Origin of the sequence: Clostridium sp. HBUAS56017, from assembly GCF_007115085.1 — a bacterium.
In the GTDB taxonomy this organism is placed as follows: domain Bacteria; phylum Bacillota; class Clostridia; order Clostridiales; family Clostridiaceae; genus Clostridium; species Clostridium cibarium.
Genome location: NZ_SULK01000008.1, coordinates 1 through 21,802, shown reverse-complemented (window position 1 = coordinate 21,802; position 21,802 = coordinate 1). Strand labels below are relative to the sequence as shown.

Annotated in this window: 11 protein-coding genes; 6 read left to right on the top strand and 5 right to left on the bottom strand. The window is 29.4% G+C overall.

Annotated features, from left to right (window positions below):
* Positions 1–37 precede the first annotated feature (37 nt).
* Together FAY47_RS08635 and FAY47_RS08630 are read left to right on the top strand one after the other, a co-directional pair.
* Positions 38–6,319 (top strand): hypothetical protein, encoded by a 6,282-nt coding sequence (locus tag FAY47_RS08635; RefSeq protein WP_243129580.1) that lies wholly within the window; start codon positions 38–40, stop codon positions 6,317–6,319.
* A gap of 228 nt (positions 6,320–6,547) precedes the next feature.
* The gene (locus FAY47_RS08630) at positions 6,548–7,597 is read left to right on the top strand and encodes a metallophosphoesterase (protein WP_143316305.1); all 1,050 of its coding nucleotides are present in this window, start codon (positions 6,548–6,550) and stop codon (positions 7,595–7,597) included.
* A gap of 502 nt (positions 7,598–8,099) precedes the next feature.
* Here the strand turns inward: FAY47_RS08630 and polC are convergent.
* Positions 8,100–12,449, bottom strand: a complete 4,350-nt coding sequence (polC, locus tag FAY47_RS08625; protein ID WP_143316416.1) for a DNA polymerase III subunit alpha — start codon at positions 12,447–12,449, stop codon at positions 8,100–8,102.
* Between the two features lie 328 nt (positions 12,450–12,777).
* On the opposite strand from polC, the gene FAY47_RS08620 reads away from it, so the two are divergent.
* Positions 12,778–13,806 (top strand): metallophosphoesterase, encoded by a 1,029-nt coding sequence (locus FAY47_RS08620; protein ID WP_143316304.1) that lies wholly within the window; start codon positions 12,778–12,780, stop codon positions 13,804–13,806.
* A gap of 355 nt (positions 13,807–14,161) precedes the next feature.
* On the opposite strand, the gene FAY47_RS08615 is transcribed toward FAY47_RS08620, so the two are convergent.
* Both FAY47_RS08615 and FAY47_RS08610 read right to left on the bottom strand, forming a co-directional pair.
* Positions 14,162–15,490, bottom strand: coding sequence for a CCA tRNA nucleotidyltransferase (locus tag FAY47_RS08615; RefSeq protein WP_143316303.1), 1,329 nt, complete (start codon positions 15,488–15,490; stop codon positions 14,162–14,164).
* Between the two features lie 60 nt (positions 15,491–15,550).
* On the bottom strand, positions 15,551–17,551 hold the full coding sequence (locus tag FAY47_RS08610; protein ID WP_207729606.1) for an ATP-dependent helicase: 2,001 nt from the start codon (positions 17,549–17,551) through the stop codon (positions 15,551–15,553).
* 180 nt (positions 17,552–17,731) lie between these two features.
* Here FAY47_RS08610 and FAY47_RS08605 point away from each other — a divergent pair, with 180 nt between their 5' ends.
* A complete protein-coding gene (locus FAY47_RS08605) occupies positions 17,732–19,207 on the top strand; it encodes a nicotinate phosphoribosyltransferase (protein ID WP_143316301.1) in 1,476 nt (491 codons plus the stop codon).
* Positions 19,208–19,312: 105 nt separating this feature from the next.
* Here the strand turns inward: FAY47_RS08605 and FAY47_RS08600 are convergent, their stop codons facing one another.
* A complete protein-coding gene (locus FAY47_RS08600) occupies positions 19,313–19,522 on the bottom strand; it encodes a hypothetical protein (protein WP_143316300.1) in 210 nt (69 codons plus the stop codon).
* A gap of 236 nt (positions 19,523–19,758) precedes the next feature.
* Positions 19,759–20,088 (bottom strand): hypothetical protein, encoded by a 330-nt coding sequence (locus FAY47_RS08595; RefSeq protein WP_143316299.1) that lies wholly within the window; start codon positions 20,086–20,088, stop codon positions 19,759–19,761.
* Positions 20,089–20,283: 195 nt separating this feature from the next.
* Here FAY47_RS08595 and FAY47_RS08590 point away from each other — a divergent pair, with 195 nt between their 5' ends.
* Both FAY47_RS08590 and FAY47_RS08585 read left to right on the top strand, forming a co-directional pair.
* A complete protein-coding gene (locus FAY47_RS08590) occupies positions 20,284–20,694 on the top strand; it encodes a Fur family transcriptional regulator (RefSeq protein WP_143316298.1) in 411 nt (136 codons plus the stop codon).
* A 102-nt stretch (positions 20,695–20,796) separates the two neighbouring features.
* Entirely contained in the window at positions 20,797–21,720 is a 924-nt protein-coding gene (locus FAY47_RS08585) for a hypothetical protein (RefSeq protein ID WP_143316297.1), read from the top strand.
* The last annotated feature ends 82 nt before the right edge of the window (positions 21,721–21,802 follow it).

Sequence of the window (21,802 nt, the reverse complement as noted above, 5' to 3'; positions counted from 1 at the left end):
TAATAATAAATATTACTACTTTGGCTATGATGGTACTATGCAGACTGGTTGGATAAAATATGGTTCAACATATTATTATCTTGATGCCTCTGGAATTCGACTAACTGGTTGGCAAACTATTAATGGCATTAAATATTATTTTGATGCTAATGGTGCAATGCAAAATAATTGTGCAATTTCAATTAATAATACTTATTACGGATTTGATAATGCCGGTCATCTAGTTTCTGGTTTTCAAGTTTTTGGCACAAATATGTATTATTTTAATCCCGATGGTTCAGCTAAAACAGGGTTTGTAACTTACTTAGGTAAAACATATTATTTTCATCCATCAAATGCTTGTGCTCAATACGGATTTCAGAATATTAATAGTAATATTTATTATTTTGATACTGATGGAGTTATGCTTACTGGTTGGATAAATGTAGGTTCTAATCGATACTATCTTAATGAATCTGGAATTAGATTAACTGGTTGGCAAACTATTGATGACAATAAATACTATTTTGATGGTAACGGTACTATGTCTACTATTACAGCAAATGTTAACGGTAAAATCTTTGGCTTTAGTAAAAACGGTATTATGCTTACTGGTTGGCAAAACATTAATAATAATATTTATTATTTTACTTCTGACGGTTCAGCCCAAACTGGACTATTTACTTATTTGAATAAGACTTATTATTTCCACCCTACCTCTGGGAATATGTTATATGGCTTTCAATATATTAATAATAAATATTACTACTTTGGCTATGATGGTACTATGCAGACTGGTTGGATAAAATATGGTTCAACATATTATTATCTTGATTCCTCTGGAGTTCGACTAACTGGTTGGCAAACTATTAACGGCACTAAATATTATTTTGATGCTAATGGTGCAATGCAAAATAATTGTGTAATTTCAATTAATAATACTTATTATGGATTTGATAATGCCGGTCATTTGGTTTCTGGTTTTCAAGTTTTTGGCACAAATATGTATTATTTTAATCCCGATGGTTCAGCTAAAACAGGTCTTGTGACTTACTTAAATAAAACTTATTACTTTAGCCCTTCAAATGCTTGTGCGCAATATGGTTTCCAAAACATATCCAATAATGTTTACTATTTGGGAATTGATGGTATTATGCAAACTGGTTGGCTAAATATAAGTTCTACTCGATACTATCTTAATGAATCTGGAATTAGATTAACTGGTTGGCAAACCATTGATGGGGATAAATACTATTTTGACTATAATGGAATCATGCTCACTGGTGTGCGTAATATAAATGGTAAATACTATGGCTTTAGCAGTAATGGCATAATGTTAACAGGATGGCAATATATCGATGGAAATACTTATTATATTAATTCTGACGGTGTTGCTAATACCGGATTTATAACTTATCTAGGACAGACATATTACTTTAATCCATCTAATGCATGTATGCAATTAGGATCAATGATATTAAATGGAACTAGCTATTTCTTCTATCCTAACGGTATTATGAAAACTGCTAGTGATAGTACTTCTAAATTAGTCACTGGTTGGATTAAAGAAGGTTCATATAGATATTATGTAAATTCAACTGGAACTAGATTAACTGGATTACAAACTATCGATGGCAACAAATATTACTTTAACACTAACGGAATTATGTTAACTGGTGTACAGAATATTGCTGGTAAATACTATGGATTTAATAATAATGGAGCTATGCTCTTTGGTCTCCAAACTATTTATGGCAATACTTATTACTTTGACTCTAACGGTATTGCTCAAACTGGATTTATTACATTATCAGGTAAGACATATTACTTTAATCCATATAACGCTGTAATGCTAACTGGGGTACAAACTATCAATAACAATATCTACCATTTCAATACAGATGGTATTATGCAAACTGGATGGATTTCAACATATTATGTTACATCATATTATTACTCAAGATATAACTATGGAACAATTTATCATCTTGATAGATACTACCTAAATTCATCTGGTATAGCGCAGAAAGGTTTACAAACAATCGATGGTAAAAATTATTACTTCAATTCAAATGGTGTATTACTTACAGGAGTACAAAACATTAATGGTAAGTATTATGGTTTTGATAATAATGGTGCTATGCTTTTCGGACTTCAAAAAATTAATGGAAATCTTTATTATTTCGATACTAACGGTATTGCTCAAACTGGTTTTATTACATTGTCAGGAGAAAAACATTATTTTGATCCATCTTATGCATACATGCAAGTTGGACTTATAACTATAAATAACAATATTTACTACTTTGATAATAATGGTGTCCTTCAAACTGGATGGGTTACATCAGGTGGTAGCACTTACTATTTTAATGAGTCTGGAATAAAAGTTATTGGTCTTCAAATCATAAATGGAATTAAATATTATTTTAATTCCAATGGGGTTATGCTAACTGGTGTGCAAACCATTAATGGTAAGTATTATGGTTTCGATAATAATGGAGTTATGCTTTTCGGACTTCAATTTATCAATGGAAATACCTATTTCTTTGATGCCAATGGCATTGCTCAAACTGGTTTTGTTACATTATCGGGGAGAACATATTACTTTAACCCATATAATGCTACAATGCAAATGGGTTTACAAAATATTAATAATAATATCTACTATTTTAATGCAAATGGTTTTATTCAAACAGGATGGACTTCAAAATATTATGTCACATCATATTATTACTCAAGATATAACTATGGAACAATCTATCATCTTGATAGGTATTACTTGAATTCATCAGGTATAGCACAGAAAGGTTTCCAAACAATCGATGATAGAAATTATTACTTTGATTCAAATGGTGTATTACTTACAGGAGTACAAAAAATCAATGGTAAGTATTATGGTTTTGATAATAATGGTGCTATGCTTTTTGGTCTCCAAAAAATTAATGGAAATCTTTATTATTTCGATACTGATGGCATTGCTCAAACTGGTTTTATTACATTGTCAGGAGAAAAACATTATTTTGATCCATCATACGCATATATGCAAGTTGGATTTATAACTATTGACAAAAATGTCTATTATTTTGACTCTAATGGTGTCCTTCAAACCGGCTGGATTAAATCAGGTGGAAACACTTACTATTTTAATGAATCTGGTGTAAAACTTACTGGGCTTCAAACCATAAATGGCATTAATTATTATTTTGATACTAATGGTATTATGCTTACTGGTGTACAGAATATTAATGGTAATTTCTATGGATTTAATAATGATGGTACTATGATGTACGGATGGCATTCTATAAATGGATATAACTATTACTTTAATGTTGATGGAAAAGCTAAAACTGGATGGGTTCCTTACTCTGGGAAAATGTACTATTCACATCCTTCATATGGTTATATGATGATAGGCTTTGTAAATATAAATAATAACACTTACTACTTCGATACCAATGGTGTTATGCAAACTGGCTTTATTACTGTTGGTTCTTACAAATATTATCTAAATTTATCTGGTATTAAACAAACTGGTTTCAGAACAATTGATGGTAAGACTTATTATTTTAATCCTAATAATAGTGGGATTATGCAAACTGGTAGCACTCTATTAATTAACGGAAATTATTATGGATTTGATGATAATGGTATAATGCTTACTGGTTTACAAATGTTAAACGGAAATACTTACTGTTTCAATTCTGATGGTACTGCTAAAACAGGCTGGATTACCATTGACTCTAATAAATACTACTTCAATAGTTATGGTGCTAGAGTATATGGATTACAAAGTATAGATGGGCATATCTACTACTTTAATTCAAATGGTTTAATTCAAACTGGTATAGTTCACATAAACGGATATATTTATGCATTTGATAATAATGGCTTTATGCTTACTGGATTGCAAACTATTGATGGACATACCTATTACTTTAACACTAACGGTATCGCTATTACTGGTTTCACTACAATTAATTCAAATAGATACTATTTTAGTCCAACTTTAGGTTATAAATTAACCGGTTTAGTTAATATAAATAATTACTTTTATTATTTTAATGATGATGGTATTTTACAAACTGGTTTTATCACTATTGATTCAAAAAAATACTATTTCAATCCTTCAGGAATTCGCCAAACTGGATGGCTAATACTTAATAGTAATAAATACTATTTTGATGCTAACGGTATTATGGCTACTAACATCCAAACTATTAATGGATATATTTATGGATTTGACGTTAATGGTATTATGCTTACTGGCATGCAAACTATTGATGATCATACCTACAATTTTAATGCTGATGGTACTGCTAAAACTGGTTGGACTGTAATTTCTGATAAAACTTATTATTTTAGTCCTACCTTAGGATATAAATTGACTGGTTTTATTACTGTTAATAACAACAGCTATTATCTTGATAATACTGGTGCTCTCCAAACTGGTTGGGTTACTGTTGACTCAAATAAATACTATTTAAATTCTAGCGGTATAAGACAAACTGGTTTCTTAACTTTAGATAATAAAAAATATTATTTTAATGAAAATGGTATTATGCAAACTGGCTTCTTAACCATAAACAATAGTACATATTATTTTGATAATGAAGGAGTTATGCAAACTGGTTGGATTACTGTTAATTATAATAAATATTATCTTGATGCTTCTGGTGCTATGCAAATTGGTTGGTTAACTTTAAATAATAATAAATATTACTTTAATTCTAATGGTGTTATGCTTACTGGAATTACTTCTATAAATAACAATTTCTATGGATTTAATAGTGATGGTATTATGCTTACTGGAATTCAATCAATTAATGGACATACTTATTACTTTAATTCTGATGGAATTGCTAATACTGGTTTAATTGCACTTTCAGGCAAAACTTACTACTTTAGTCCTTCTTTAGGATATAAATTAACTGGCTTCCAAACTATAAATGATAAGACTTACTATTTTGATAGCGACGGAGCTATGCAAACTGGTTGGATTACTGTTGGCTACAATAAATATTATCTTGATACCTCTGGTGCTATGCAAACTGGTTGGTTAACTTTGGCTAACAATAAATATTATTTCAATTCTAATGGAAGTATGGCTACTGGCGCTATTTCCATAAACAATAATTTCTATGGATTTGGTAGCGATGGTATTATGCTTACTGGAATTCAGTCAATTAATGGACATACTTATTACTTTAATTCTGATGGAGTTGCTAATACCGGCTTAATTACACTTTTAGATAAAACTTATTATTTTAGTCCTTCTTTAGGATATAAATTAACTGGCTTCCAAACTATAAATGATAAAACTTATTATTTTGATAGTGATGGTGTTATGCAAACCGGTTGGATTACTGTTAGTTACAATAAATATTATCTTGATGCTTCTGGTGCTATGCAAACTGGTTGGTTAACTTTAAATAATAATAAGTATTACTTAAATTCTAATGGTGCCATGCTTACTGGGATCGTCTATATAGATAATAAATATTATGGATTTAATTCAGATGGTATTATGCTTACTGGAATTCAGTCAATTAATAATAATACTTACTATTTTAACGAAAACGGTACTATGTTTACCGGCTGGTTTAAAGATGAGAATTTTAGCCAACATTACTTTAATTCAAATGGTATTATGCTTACTGGCTGGCAAAATTTAAATAATAATAAATATTATTTTAGTTCTGATGGTGCTATGCAAACAGGATTTATAACTTACAATGCTAGTAAGTACTTTCTTAATACTGATGGCATTATGCAAACTGGTTGGCAAACTATCGATAATCACAGATATTACTTTGCTCAAACTGGTATCATGCAAACCGGAGTTATTACTATTAATGGATCCAATTATGGATTTAGTGATGCTGGTATCATGCTTACTGGTTGGCAAACTATAAACTCTAAGATTTATTGTTTCAATTCAACTGGAATTGCTAAAACTGGCTGGCTTAACTATCGTGGTAAAACATATTATTTTGATCCACAATATGCTTATATGGTAACTGGATTTAGAAATATTACCGGTAAAACATACTACTTCAATGAAACTGGTATTATGCAAACTGGCGTTATATCAATTAATGGAACCTTTTATGGATTTAATTCTTTAGGTTTTTTACTAACAGGATGGCAAAGTATTAATTCTAATATCTATTATTTTAACCCTGATGGCTCTGCCCCTAAAGGACTTCAATCAATCAATGGATATCTTTATTACTTCTATCCTGATAAGGGATATGCTGCAAGGAATACCACTATCACTATAGATAATGTTAATTATGTAATAGATGAAAATGGTATTGCTAGTAAAGATTTAGCTCTTTAGATTTTACAAAGCAAGCTGAATTTTACGAAAAAATATTTTTGATAAAGAACCATATAAAGCAAAAGATTTATATGGTTCTTTTTAAGTATATCTACTGCTTTTGTATATAATTATATTTTTTTCACTTTTTATCATTATTTGACATACTTCTTTTGTCGTTGTATTCTTAAAATATATAATTTATTTATTATATATTTTATAAAATTTAACTTAACAGGGGGTAAAACAATGAAAAAACACAAAAGTTTATTAACATTATTAATTGCAACTATTTCAACGATAGGGCTTATATCTGTAACACCAACTGCAGCAAGCGCTGCATACTCATTCGATGTCATTTCTGACACTCATATAGGACCTGATGATGATCCTTCACCTAATGGTGCTTTTCATCCTAATGCAAATCTAAACACTACCTTTGAATCTATAAAAAATAACATAAAAAACGGAAAATATAAAAATGAACAATGTATTGTTATAAATGGTGATGTTGTCGATAACTCTCAACAATCATCATATAATAAATTATATAATATAGTAAATCAACAAAAGGATGGTCTTCCATACATATATTTTAATATTGGTAATCATGAATATGATGCTAATCCTTATGTTCAACCAAATATTATAGAAGACTTTCATACAGGTCTTAATAGATTTAACAGTAATACAAATAATATTCGAAAACTTCTAAGTGCAAATACAAAGGGTAAAGTAACTGATACTGATCGTGATAATTCATATGATATTCAATATATTAATAATAAAAATGATAGGCTTTTATTCCTAGGTACTGATGAAATACCTACTAATCCTTGCGCTGCTTACCTTAATCCTGATACTCAACTTAATTGGCTACAAGGTAGAATTCAAGATAATACAAACGAGGGTGGAGATTCAAAAAAACCTATGTTTATCTTTTTACACCAACCATTATATCAAACAACTTATGGATCTACTTTTGATGATTGGGGATACCTTTATCCAAATAACACCACATATGTTAAGCAGTGGTTAACTGGACACCCTGAAATCGTAGTATTTACTGGCCATACTCATGAACAATTTAAAGAAAATGATGAATGGAATAGCGATAATTTCTTTTCTTTAGGGGATAATTCTGCTAGTATATTTAATGTTCCTTCAATTGGAAATGATTCAGGCAAAGGCCCTCAAGGATATCATATTACAGTTTATAGCGACGGCATAGTTGTAACAGGCGTTAGATATACAAATGCCGGTTGTCAAATAGTAAATACACGTACTGTTGATTTCTAGAAATTTAATAATAAAATTTAAAAGAGGATATTATTGAGCACTTTCTCATAATATCCTCTTTATTTATTTCCATAATAAGTTCCTCTACTATTATATGCATTAATTTTTCTTCCATATTTCATAGCTCTAAACGAAACTGCCACATCTTTGTCATAATATACTTCTATAATTAGACTCATAAAGTAGTTAAAGCATTATTTGTTTCTCTTTAAAAATTCATTTTTTAGAATGGCTTATCTCCCCCTTATGTTAAGCCATTCTTTTTTATTTATATTTAATTAAGGCATTATCTTTTTTCATTCTTAAAACTTTCTCATATTCAATTTACTTATTAAATAATTATTAAAAAATTTCCCTTCATAGAAATAGTTTTATTATTTAAAACTATTTACTATAAAGGGATAATATCATTATGAAGAATGCTTTTTCTATTTATTTTATATAACAAACTCCATAGTATTTTCTCTGTATGCTATTCACATGAAATTTTTAATTGCTTACACTACATAAGACCATCGAAAAAGCACATTTGATCACTTTCTGGAAGACCTCTTAAGCAATCGAATCTTCTAAGCAAATCTATAGCAGCATTTCCAATCTTTGAACGTTTCTTTACATCCTCTATTGAATTAAATGTTTTTTCTTTAGCAGCACTTGCTATACTTTCCGCTGCCACATTCCCCATACCTGATATACTATTTAAAGATGGTCTTATGCCTTCCTCCTCAAGTTGGAACTTTGTAGCATGAGATTTATATAAATCAATTGGAAGAAATTTAATTCCTCTCTCATACATCTCAAGAACTATCTCTAAATCATCGTACATATCTTTATCCTTAGGTCCAGCTTCATTACCCATAGCTTGGATTTCCTTCATCTTTTCCTTAACTTTTTCTTTTCCAAAAATCATAAATTCGGCATCAAAAGCCTTTGCTCTAATACTAAAGTATGTTGCATAATAAGCCTTAGGTATATGAACCTTAAACCAAGCTATTCTAAAGGCCATCATTACATAAGCTGCAGCATGGGCTTTAGGGAACATGTATTTTATTTTTTTACAAGATTCTATATACCACTCTGGCACATCATTTTCTCTCATTAATTCTTCATACTCTCCCCATTTAGGTTCCTTTAATGCTTTTCCCTTACGGACAGTTTCCATTATCTTAAAGGCAGTGTTTGGTGGAAGCCCTTTTTTAATTAAATAAACCATAATATCATCTCTTGTACATACTGCATCACTTATGCTGGTAATTACTCCATTATCAATTAAGTCCTTAGCATTTCCAAGCCATACGTCCGTACCATGAGAAAGACCTGATATACATAATAAATCAGAAAAAGTTCTTGGCTTTGTATCTACAAGCATTCCTCTAACAAACTTAGTACCAAACTCCGGAATCCCAAAGGTTCCAACCTGTGAATTTATCTGCTGCGGAGTTACCCCAAGAGCCTCTGTAGAGAAGAATAAGGACATAGTTTCTTTATCATCCATAGGTATCTCATGCGGATCAACTCCAGTTAAGTCTTGAAGCATTCTTATAACTGTTGGATCATCGTGTCCTAGTATATCGAGCTTCAAAAGATTTTGGTCAATTGAGTGATAATCAAAATGGGTTGTTATAATATCTGAATTAGGATCATCTGCTGGATGCTGTACGGGACAAAATTCAAAGATTTCTCTTCCCTTTGGCACAACTATAATCCCCCCTGGATGCTGTCCAGAAGTTCTTTTTATACCAGTACACCCTGTTGAAATTCTTATTGTCTCTGCCTTATTTATTGGAATATTCTTCTCATCATAATATTTTTTAACATACCCAAAAGCTGTCTTTTCAGCTATAGTACCTATGGTTCCAGCCTTAAATGTTGTACCTTTCCCAAATATAACCTCTGTATATCTATGAGCTTTTGCTTGATATTCTCCTGAGAAGTTTAAATCTATATCAGGTTCCTTATCCCCATTAAACCCTAAGAAAGTTTCAAATGGTATATCTATCCCATCCTTATGTAGATTTTCTCCACAAACAGGACATACTTTATCAGGTAAATCGAAACCATTTAATACACCATAATCTTCAAAGTCGGAATACTTACATTTGGCACATCTATAATGTGGTGGAAGTGCATTAACTTCTGTTATACCAGTCATATTGGCAACAAAAGAAGATCCTACAGATCCTCTAGACCCAACCAAGTATCCATCTTCATTTGATTTCCACACCAATTTTTGAGCTATAATATACATTACTGAGAATCCATTTTTTATGATTGAATCAAGTTCTTTATCAAGTCTTGCCTGAACGATTTCTGGTAGTGGATCTCCATAAAGTTCATGTGCCTTTCCATATGCAATATCCTTAATTGTCTGCTCACAACCTTCAATATGTGGCGGACATTTTTCTGGAGATATAGGACTTATTGGCTCACACATATCTGCTATCTTATTAGTGTTTGTAACTACAACCTCATAAGCTTTTTCTCTTCCTAAATAAGAAAATTCTTTAAGCATTTCTTCTGTTGTTCTTAAATATAATGGTGCTTGCTCATCTGCATCTTTAAATCCCTGTCCTGCTTCTAATATACGTCTATATATTTCATCCTCAGGATCTAAGAAGTGAACGTCTCCTGTTGCAACTACTGGCTTATTTAATTTTTCTGCAAGTCCTATTATTTTTTTATTAATCTCTTGTATATATTCTTTATTTGGTACTTGCCCCTGCCTTACTAAATAATCATTATTTCCTAGAGGTTGAACTTCTAAATAATCATAGTACTTTGCAATTTCTTCTATCTGCTCATCAGATCTTCCTAGAAGAATTGATTGAAATAGCTCTCCTTCACTACAAGCACTTCCAAGAATTAAACCTTCTGAATATTTTTCATACATACTCTTTAAAATACGTGGTTTTTTATAAAAATAATCTAAATGAGAGTATGATACAAGCTTGTAAAGATTCTTTAATCCTACATAATCCTTTGCTAAAATTATAGCATGATAAGTCTTAACCTTTTTATAAGATACTTTCTTAGATTCTTCATCAGAAGCATATATATCAATATCTTCTAAAGTCTGCGCTCCTCTTTCCTTTAACTTGTCAATCATTATGTTAAATACCTTAACTGTAGTATCAACATCATCTAAAGCTCTATGAGCTACCTCAACCTTTATACCAAGATTCTTAGCAATTCTCCCTAATTTATAAGTTTTAAAATCCGGAAAAATTTCCTGTGCTAGTGATAATGTATCCATATAAGTAAAATCAAAATCGTATCCTAAAACCCTTGCATTATGTTTTAGAAAATTAATATCAAATTCAGCATTATGAGCAACTAAAACAGTATCTTTAATAAAATCCAAAAGTTTAGGAAATACCTGTTCTATAGTTTCCGCATCACTTACCATATCATCAGTTATATTAGTAACCTCTATAACCCTTGCAGGAATTGGCTTTTGAGGATTTACAAAACAGCTAAATTTATCTATAACCTTTCCATCCTTGACTTTCATAACACCTATTTCAGTAATTTTTTCTGTTACTGGGGAAAATCCCGTAGTTTCTAAATCTAGAACACAATATGTAGTATCAATGCTTTGACCTTTTATATTGGTTGTAGATGGCTTTTTATCAGGTGCTAAATAAGCTTCCACCCCATATATTACTTTCATATCTTTGTTATCTCTTCCAAGTAGCTTGTGTGCTTCAGGAAATGACTGTACAACTCCATGATCTGTTATGGCAATAGACTTCATTCCCCAGCTCATAGCCCTTTTAATCAAATCAGTAGCACTAGACATGGCATCCATCTGACTCATTTGTGTATGCATGTGAAGTTCTACCCTCTTCACCTCTGAATTATCTTGCCTTTTAACTCTCTTAATTCCATCTGTTTCAATTACAATATTTGCAATAAGTTCAACTTCATGAGAGAAATTGCTATACCCTGCATTTCCAGCAAGCTTAACCCCTTTCGCCTTTTTAAGTCTAGATAACACTTCTACTTCTTCACCAGGCTTGCAAAACACCTTACAAGTTAAAGAACTTGATCCATCATATAAATCAAAAGAAATCAATGTTTTTCCACTTCTTAATTCCTTTGCTTCTATATTAGATATTTCTCCTTCTATTACTACTCTTCCTTCGTTTGGTGTAATATGGATTATTTTTACTACAGGATCTTTAATATTTGCACTTCTCCCCAAAATCAAGAATGGATTTCCTTTTTTACTATCTCCTTTACCTTTTGTTTCCTGATTATTTTCTTCAACTTTTTTAGATTGTTCAACAGCTGCATTAATATTTTGTATATTTTTGATCTCATTTTTTATATACTCCATCTCATTTGCACGTTTATCTTCTTCCATCCTTGCTATATCTTCAACGCTTACTTTATCAATAAAATTTATATTATAAGTTTTGCCATACATATTTTTTATAACATTATGAATTTTTTTATCATATTCCATAGTTTTGAAAAAATTTGCTATTGGAATTCTAAAATTGAAGTTAATATTACTTCCCTCTACTTCATATTCACTATTATTCACTGCAGCCTTTAATACTGGATGCTTTTTCGCCATATAAAGTACAATGTTTTTCAACTCTTCTTCAATAGGTTTTACAGTTATTCCATCTGAATATTTTACAGTTATTCTAGAATCATTTAATTGAAATTTTTCCTTTATAAATTTACTCAGTTTATCAATTTCTTCTATTTCAATATAATTGCCTGAACTAATTTCCATTTCTAAAATTCTAGTTCTCTTTCGTATAGCTACAGATTCTATAACGGCAGTATTTATGTTTCCATACATTTTATAATCACTAAAAACTTCGCCTACTCTTTTCATACTACTCATTATCCTTCTTTTTTAATTTTTTGTCATATTATTATTATCTATAGAATATATTTCATTTAATTTTATCACAAACACTTCCCATTTTGTATTCTTGAATATAATGAATAATTATTTTTTCGAACATTATGCCTCCACTAAATCATAATTTTAGCAAGTTCTAATAATATTTCTATATTATTTAACTTATTATTCCTTATTATCTTACTTAGCTCTATTCCCAACCCTTTGTGCCATGATTTGACATTTTTTTATTATTGTTATATAATTTCAATATTAAGTAAGTGTATTCTAATCACTTATAATAATTAGGGGGTAATCTATGAAAAATAAAAAAATGTTTTTAAAAACTTTAATTGCAACTATCTCTACTATAGGATTAATTTCTGCAACATCAATTTCTGCAAGTGCAGCATACTCATTCGACGTTATTTCTGATACGCATATAGGCGCTGATAAGTCCTGGGATACTTCTACGAAGTTAGAAACTACCTTCAATGCTATAAAATATTCTATGAAAAATTCCAGTTACTACAAAAATGAGCAGTGTATAGTAATTAATGGTGATGTAGTTGATAATTCTAAAACTGAAAATTATGATGAATTGAAGAGAATTGTGAAAAACTGCAAAAATGATCTTCCATTTGTATATTTTAATATTGGTAATCATGAATATGCATCCGAAAGCAGCCCATATACATTAGGACCTTATAGTTACGGTCTTAACTTATTTAATAGCAGAATAAATGATATTCAAAGTTCTCTAGATACTAGAGGTATAGTAACAAATTTTCAACGTAATAACTCATATGATTCACAATACATTAATAGCAAAAATGATAGACTTGCATTCTTAGGAACTGACGAAATACCTGTTAATCCATGTTCTTCAAGTCTTTCTAGTAATCAATTAAACTGGTTAACTTCATTTATTGGAGATAATACTTACGAAGGAAGTAAAACAGCCAAAGGTAGAAAACCTATGTTTATTTTCTCACATCAACCTGTATATGATACAACTTATGGATCTAATTTTGATTCTTGGGGATACATCTATCCAAATAACAGTAATGTTATTAAAAGTGCACTAAGTGGTCATCCTGAAATTGTAATGTTCACTGGACATACTCATAAACAATTTAGTAATAATGATGTATGGAATTTTGATAATTTCTATTCTTTAGGTGATTCATCATCTCAAATTTTTAGTGTTCCTTCAATTGGAGAAGTTGATAGCAATGGGCCTGAAGGATATCACGTTACAGTATACACTGATGGTATAGTTGTGACAGGTGTTAAATATACAAATGCTGGCTGTAAAACAATAAATACACGTACTGTTGATTTTTAATAGCAGATTATACTGAAAATAATTTAGATATAAATCGTTGTACTAAATCTTGTGTAAACTTAATAAAGACAACTTCTTCTTAACAAGAATAATTTATTATAAGAAGGAGTTGTTTTTTTATACTAAATTCTCCAAAAGAATTGTTAACAAATTAATAAAAAAGAAGAACTTAATTACTTCTACTTTTAAATATTTTATTCATTTCACATTTTATTCACATAATATAAACATTATATTCCCACAATATCCTTATATAATAAAGCCATAGTAGTTAATCATTATTTGTTCCCCTAGAATTAAATAATGCAATAAAGAAGAATGGTGCCCCCCTATATACGCCATTCTTCTTTATTTTCTAAATAATTTTTTTATAAATTTCTATCAAAAATTCTTTGTTATTTAAACTATTATCTTCTATTACCTTATCTAACAATATATTAAGCAACACTCCTATTTCTTTTCCTGGCTTTACTCCTAAATTAATTAAATCACTGCCATTGATGGCTAGATCTTTTATACAAAAGCATTCTTTTGCTTCAAGAATTTCATTCAGTTTCTGTTCTACATTAACTAAGTTTGTAAGTCTATCTTTAGCATATACTAAATTTTGTGATAATATATCTGCCCACTTTACCTTAATTAAATCTCTTAATAACTCCTCTCCTATTCTATTCAACATTTTTTTAACACTTTTCCTACTTCTTAGTTCTGAATCATGATACTTCACTAAAGTTAAAACTTTTTCTATAGTATCATTATCATATTTTAGCCTCTTCAATATTTTTTCAGCAATTTTAGCTGATTCATTAGGATGTCCATAATAGTGAGCTATTCCGGCATCATCTATAGTCTTTGTATTAACTTTTCCTAAATCATGTAATAGCATCGTTAATTTTAAATGCAATGTATTTTCTACTAATTTAGTAGACTTAAGTGTATGATCAAATAAAGAATAAACATGATTCGGATTATCTTGGCTAAACTCCTCTAATCCATTTAACTCTGACACCCAGCACTCTGTTAATTTAAAAACATATCCTATTTCTAGTTTTTCACTATTACTAATTAGAATTTTATTAAATTCTTCTCGAATTCTCTCTACCGAAATTTTATTTAAGCTTTCATGTAACTCTTTAGAAGCTTCTGTAATTTCAAAGTCAATATCAAAATCTAATTGTGCTGAAAATCTTAGTGCTCTTAACATTCTTAAGGCATCTTCACTAAATCTATCCTTAGCCCTCCCAACACACCTGATTAATTTATTTTTTAGATCTTTTATACCTTCAAAAGGATCTACTAAACCAACTGCATCGTTATAAGCCATCGAATTTATAGTAAAATCTCTACGTGATAAATCTAGTAAAATTGAAGTTACATACTCTACTTTACTAGGATGTCTACTATCTTCATACTCTCCATCTTTCCTAAAAGTGGTCACTTCATATCCCTCATCATTAATCATGACAGTAACAGTTCCATGTTGTAATCCTGTTGGAATAATCTTTTCAAATAACTTTATTATTTCCTCGGGCCTTGCTGATGTAGTTATATCCCAATCATTAACCGATCTATTTAAAATACTGTCCCTAACGCATCCGCCAACTATATATGCTTCATAACCATTATTTTGTAATGTCTTTAAGATGAGATTTACATCCTCAGGTATATTAATTTTTATACTCATTAAGTATCACCTCACTATTTATCTCAATAATTATTTTTTTCTACTTTATTGTAACTTGATTCATTGGATTACCATAATTAATCCATTATTCATAAGAACATTTCCTGAAAACTTTCTCATTATTCCATCATCAAACTTAATTTTAACTTCATCACCATTAACCTCATCAACTCTTCCACTTCCAAAAGTTCTATGGTGCACTTCTGTTCCTTTCTTTAAACTATGTTGTGAATTGCTTTCTTCAATAAATCCACCTTCTATGATAAATCTAGAAGCTTCCTTAAACTTCCCCTTTCTCATTTTAGGTACAAAAAGATATAAATTGTCTATTGCTCTAGTCATACCAACATAAAAAAGTCTTCTTTCCTCTTCCAAATTATTTTCCTTACCAGACGCATGAGGGATTGTATCTTCATTACAATTAATCATAAAGACATTCTTAAATTCCATTCCCTTCACTCCATGAATAGTGCTTAATAACACTCTATCTTCATTTCTACTTTTCTTACTTTCTTCAAGCTTTTTGCTTACCTCATCTATATGTACAAAAAATTCTTGAATACTTCTAAAAGCTACTGCAGAAGTTTTGAATTCCTCCAGTATATCCTCTAAATCTTCAAAATTACTTTTAAACTTTTCAGCATATGCCTTTAAATAATCAATATACCCTAAATCAGTTATTATAAATTGAATACTACTACTTAATGAAGACTTTTTTAGATAATTAAAATCACTCTTAAGTTCATCTAACTTTTTCTTTTGAAAAGGAGGCGTATCTGTTTTGTTTATTAATATATCAAAAGGATTTTTTTCTTCCTTATACTCTCTTACATATGCTAAGGCAGTTTTACTTATATATCTAAATGGTTTATTTATTATATTTATAAACGCTTCCCTATCATAAGGATTATTTGCTAATGATAAGTAAGCTATCAAATCTCTACATATAAAATGATTAAAAAAATTAAACTCTTTATCAAGCATTGTAAAAGGAATTTTATATCTTATAAATGCATCTACTATACTCATTGATTCCATATTGGTTCTATAAAGAATTATGTTATCACTATAGGTATATTCTCCGCTTGCTTCAAGATCTTTTATACATCTATATATCTCTTCCCCTTGAATTCTTTCATCATACGGAGCTACACAATTTATTATTCCCTCTGTTTCCTTATTTGCAAAAATCTCTTTATTATTTCTTTCATTATTGCAAGCTATTACTTTTTTCGAAGCCTGAATTATATTTTTATTACTTCTATAATTTTTTGAAAGATAATACTTTCTTCCGCCTTTAAATATCTTATCAAAAGTAACCATATATTCTGGCTTTGACCCTCTAAATGAATAAATACACTGATCTTCATCTCCAACTGCAAATAATGAATTAGTATCATTCATCATTTTTAAAAACTCTATTTGAAGTTCATCACAATCTTGAAATTCATCTACCAATACATATTTGAATAACTCCTTATAACCTTCTCTTAGTCTTTCATTTCTTCTCATTAGATCTAAAGTTATAATTGCTAAGTCATCAAAATCCATAAGATTATTTTCTTCTTTATAAATTTTATATTTATTATAACATTCTATGAATATTTCTTTTGTTATAGATGGTTTAAACGCTTCTATAGACATGCCTGATGTTTTAAATAAAGATATATTATTTATAGCTTCTTTAATTTTATCTTCACTTACATCATCTGAATACTTCTTGAGTACACCTTCTACAATCTTATTAGCCATGTATCCTTGAATTATATTTATCTTATGCCCTTCCCTTAATAAAATCTTATAAAACAATCCATGAAATGTACCAAAGAAAGGACTTCTATCTCTTTTAAACCTATCTAAATATCTATTTTTCATGTTTAGCGCTGCAGCTTTAGTAAATGTTAAGACTATTATGTTACCTTCATTTATAGATAAATCTTTAACTAAATAATTTATTCTATTAATTATTACTGTTGTCTTTCCAGAACCCGGTGCTGCAACTACTAGTATATTTCTTTCTTTTGCCTTCACTGCTTTTAACTGATATTTATCTAACTTCATAATAATCCTCCTATTATTGAAGTATTACCTTATTTAATTAAACTAAAACTCCGTCAACATTTCCTCACTATATAAATTAGAATAACCAAACATAAAATTGAGACTTCCACTTATCATTGTAATAATTTTCTCATAGAGGTACAATAGGCATAAGTATTTATTTTGAAAGAGGAGATTAAGATGAACAATATTTACTCATTTGATGTACACAATGATAGAAATCTAACAATGCTTGTTGACTTCTATGAATTAACTATGGGAAATGGATATCTTGAAAAAGGGCTTCAAGATAGGATAGCATACTTTGATATGTTTTTTAGAAGAGTACCTGATGGTGGCGGATACTGTATAATGGCAGGAGTTGAAGAGTTAATTGAATATCTTAGTTCATTAGCCTTCTCAGATGATGATATAAAATATTTAAGAAATAAAAATATGTTTTCTGAAGAATTTTTAACTTATTTAAAAAACTTCAAATTTTCATGTGATGTTTGGGCAGTTCCAGAAGGAAATCCTGTTTTTCCAAATGAGCCTTTAGTTACCGTGCGAGGCCCAATTATACAAGCACAATTTGTTGAAACTATGATTCTATTAACTGTAAACCATCAAACATTAATAGCTACTAAAGCAAATAGAATTTGTAGAGCAGCAAACGAGCGTCCTGTTATGGAATTTGGTTCAAGAAGAGCCCAAGGATATGATGGTGCAATTTACGGTGCCAGAGCTGCTGTTATAGGAGGCTGTAGTTCAACTGCTTGTACTATTTCAGACAAGCTATTCAACATACCTGCCGTAGGTACAATGGCTCATAGTTGGGTGCAACTGTTTGATACTGAATACGAAGCTTTCAGATCATGGGCTGAAATTTATCCAGATAACTGTGTACTACTTATTGATACTTATAATGTAATAAAATCTGGATTACCTAATGCAATAAAAGTATTTGACGAGATACTAAAACCACAAGGGATTAGGCCTGCAGGTATTAGGATAGACTCTGGAGATATAACTTATCTAACTAAACGTTGTAGAAAAATGCTAGATGATGCAGGATATACTGATTGTAAAATAGTCATCTCAAATTCTTTGGATGAGTATATAATAAGGGATGTATTAGAACAAGGCGCTTGCATAGATTCATTTGGAGTTGGTGAAAGATTAATTACAGCTAAATCAGAACCTGTTTTTGGTGGAGTTTATAAGCTTTCTGCTATTGAAAAAGATGGCTCTATAATTCCTAAAATTAAAATAAGTGAAAATGATGAAAAAATAACTAATCCAGGATTTAAAAAGGTAGTAAGAATATTCGATAAAGAAAATCATATGGCTTTAGCTGACGTTTTGACATTACATGATGAAGAAATTAATGAAAATGAAGTTTTAGAACTATTTAATCCTGTTCACACTTGGAAAAGAAAAAAACTCACCAATTTCTACACCAAAGATTTATTAATTCCTATATTTAAAGAAGGCCAACTAGTTTATAATAGTCCTACTGTTTTAGAAATTAAAGAATTTGCTAAAAAGGAAACAGAAAAAATTTGGCCAGAAGTTCTTAGATTTGAAAATCCTCATACTTATTATGTTGACTTATCAGACAAGCTATGGAATTTAAAGCAAGATCTACTTCATAAATATAGTAACATCTATAAGTAAATCATCAAGGATTCTACTTATAGAGAAACCAAGGCATAAAAATTACAAATCCCCTAAATCTGTAGTTTTTATGCCTTATTTAAATTCTCTATTCTTTTAAAATTACTATTTTGTCATTTCAGAAATAAAATCAATTTCTGGTTCATCATCAAAAGAGTATTCATAATCACCAATCTCTTTAAAAGAAATTTTACTATTCGATAGATATTCTTTAAAAGGACAATTGTCCTCTATAGCGAAAAATCTATTCATTGGACATTCTCCATAACATTCTACTTTTTCTTTCCCAGTTGACCAAAATGGACATTTACTCATAAAATCCTCACCCTTTAAATTCCTCATAATTAATTATGACATATTTTATACAACTACTCATTTTAAGTAAACTCTGTTATTCCCTCTTGTTTATCCATAGTCAAAGCTAATTTAAATTGTTACCATTTTATAGTTTACTATTTCTTTCATTATATTATAGATTTATTAAAACATAAAGGTAATAATCTGTTTATAATAAAAAAGTAATAAAACAAAAAAAGAAGGTTGTAAACCTTCTATCTTTCTATGCTAGTATTCTTAAAAACTGATATATCAATAATTTCATTTTGGAAAGCCTTTAATAAAGCTTTTTCTAAAACTTTTTCTTGATCAAAGTTCTCTATATCTGAACAAATAGCAAAAACCTTATTCTTTTGTCCTTTGAAGTTTCTATATGTTAATGTTACATTTGGCTTATCATATTCAACATTAAGTATCTTTATACCCCAAGAAAACTGTGCATAATCATCCTCTACAGTTAAATGTGTTAATTCCTTTAGCTTTCCTTTTTCTTCACTAGGATCATTTACTATTATCAATTGTTCTCCAACTTTATATTTTGCCATATTGATTCCTCCTTGCTTACTCTCTTATTAAAGTTTAGCACCATTTTATTACAAAATCAATGATTTATCGATATTCATTTTCTTGTAAAATTTAATAGCAATTATTATTTAGTTACAACACTCTATGAATAACAATTGACTTTTCTTATCCCATAAACTATAATAAATTATACTATAATGGAAGGAATGTATTTAATGGATACTATAACTGCTATATTTAAAGAAAAGAAATTAAAGCTTACTCCTCAAAGATTAGCTGTATATAAATACCTTATGCAAACCACAGCTCATCCATCAGCTGAAAAAATTTATAATGATCTTCAACCTGAATATCCTACAATGAGTCTAGCTACTGTTTACAAAGCTTTAAAAACTCTAGTTGAGGTAGATTTAATTCAAGAAATTAATGTGGGTGAAGGGAACTTTAGGTATGATGGAAATGTAGCTTCACATCCTCATATACAATGTATAAATTGTGGTAAAGTTGAAGATTTTACTTCTTTTGAGTTAGACCACTTAAACATTGAAGCAAGTAAACATACAAATTTCAAGGTACTCTCTAATAAAATTTATTTTTATGGAGTATGTCCAAGTTGTAATAAATAAAGATTGCCTATATGGCAATCTTTATTTATTATTATCTGTTTTACAATAGTTAAATTATATTCTTATAAATCATTTCATATAAATTATGGAGGTGATTTATTAATGAAATTAATTATTATATCTAAAAAACAAATTCTCTACTTTTCTATTTTACTTATTTACACAATTATGATGTTTTTGTTACTAATCCCTGATAACTCTTCAAAATTTGCTGATGTCTTTAACCCAATAAATATAGATAAAAATAACCAAATTGATTTAACTGGAGATGGAAAAAAAGACACGTTATCAGTTATCTCTAAAAATGGTTTTAGCGATGTCCAAATCACTTCAAATAATAAGACTTATTATTTAAGTAATTTTTGCAATAATAATATTTTAGCCTCTAATTCTTCTTATTGGCCAATATCCTTATATGTTAAGAACTTAGGAAGAGGAACCTGTCCTCAAATAATTGTCCAAGGCACTAAAGATAAAAAAAACATTAATTATATATTCACTTGGGAAAATGGCAATTTCAAGAACATATTAACAAGTGAAAAAAATATTTTGGGAATTATAAATTCAAATTGTAATAAAACTCCTGAGGTGTATAATGTCAATTCCTTTGACAGCACTTCCTCTTTTACATCTTTCATGATAATCAACAATAAACTCTTGGATATTACAAAAGATACAAAAACACCTCATAGCATAGATATTATACAAGATTTTATAAATTTAATTCAAAAAGATTATGAAGTAGATGCAATACCAAATATTTTTAAAGAAGGTATGTCAGAGAATGAATTAGCTCTACTCTGGAATTTAGATAAAGAACATAACACTTATAGCTTTCAAAATGGTTTCTTTTATGATGAAAATATAGATAATGAAGGCAACATATCTTCTATGAGATGGAAATTGAATTTTGAAAAGTTTATTAAAGACAAAAATGACTCTTTTAAATCTCAACTGACTATTCAACTAATTTGTCAGCGAACAATAGATGGCTCTTTTAAAATTTCATCTTTTTATAGTAATTAATCGAGTAGGAGGTAGATAATTATTTTATCTACCGACCTCTCACACCACCGTACGTACCGTTCGGTATACGGCGGTTCATTAG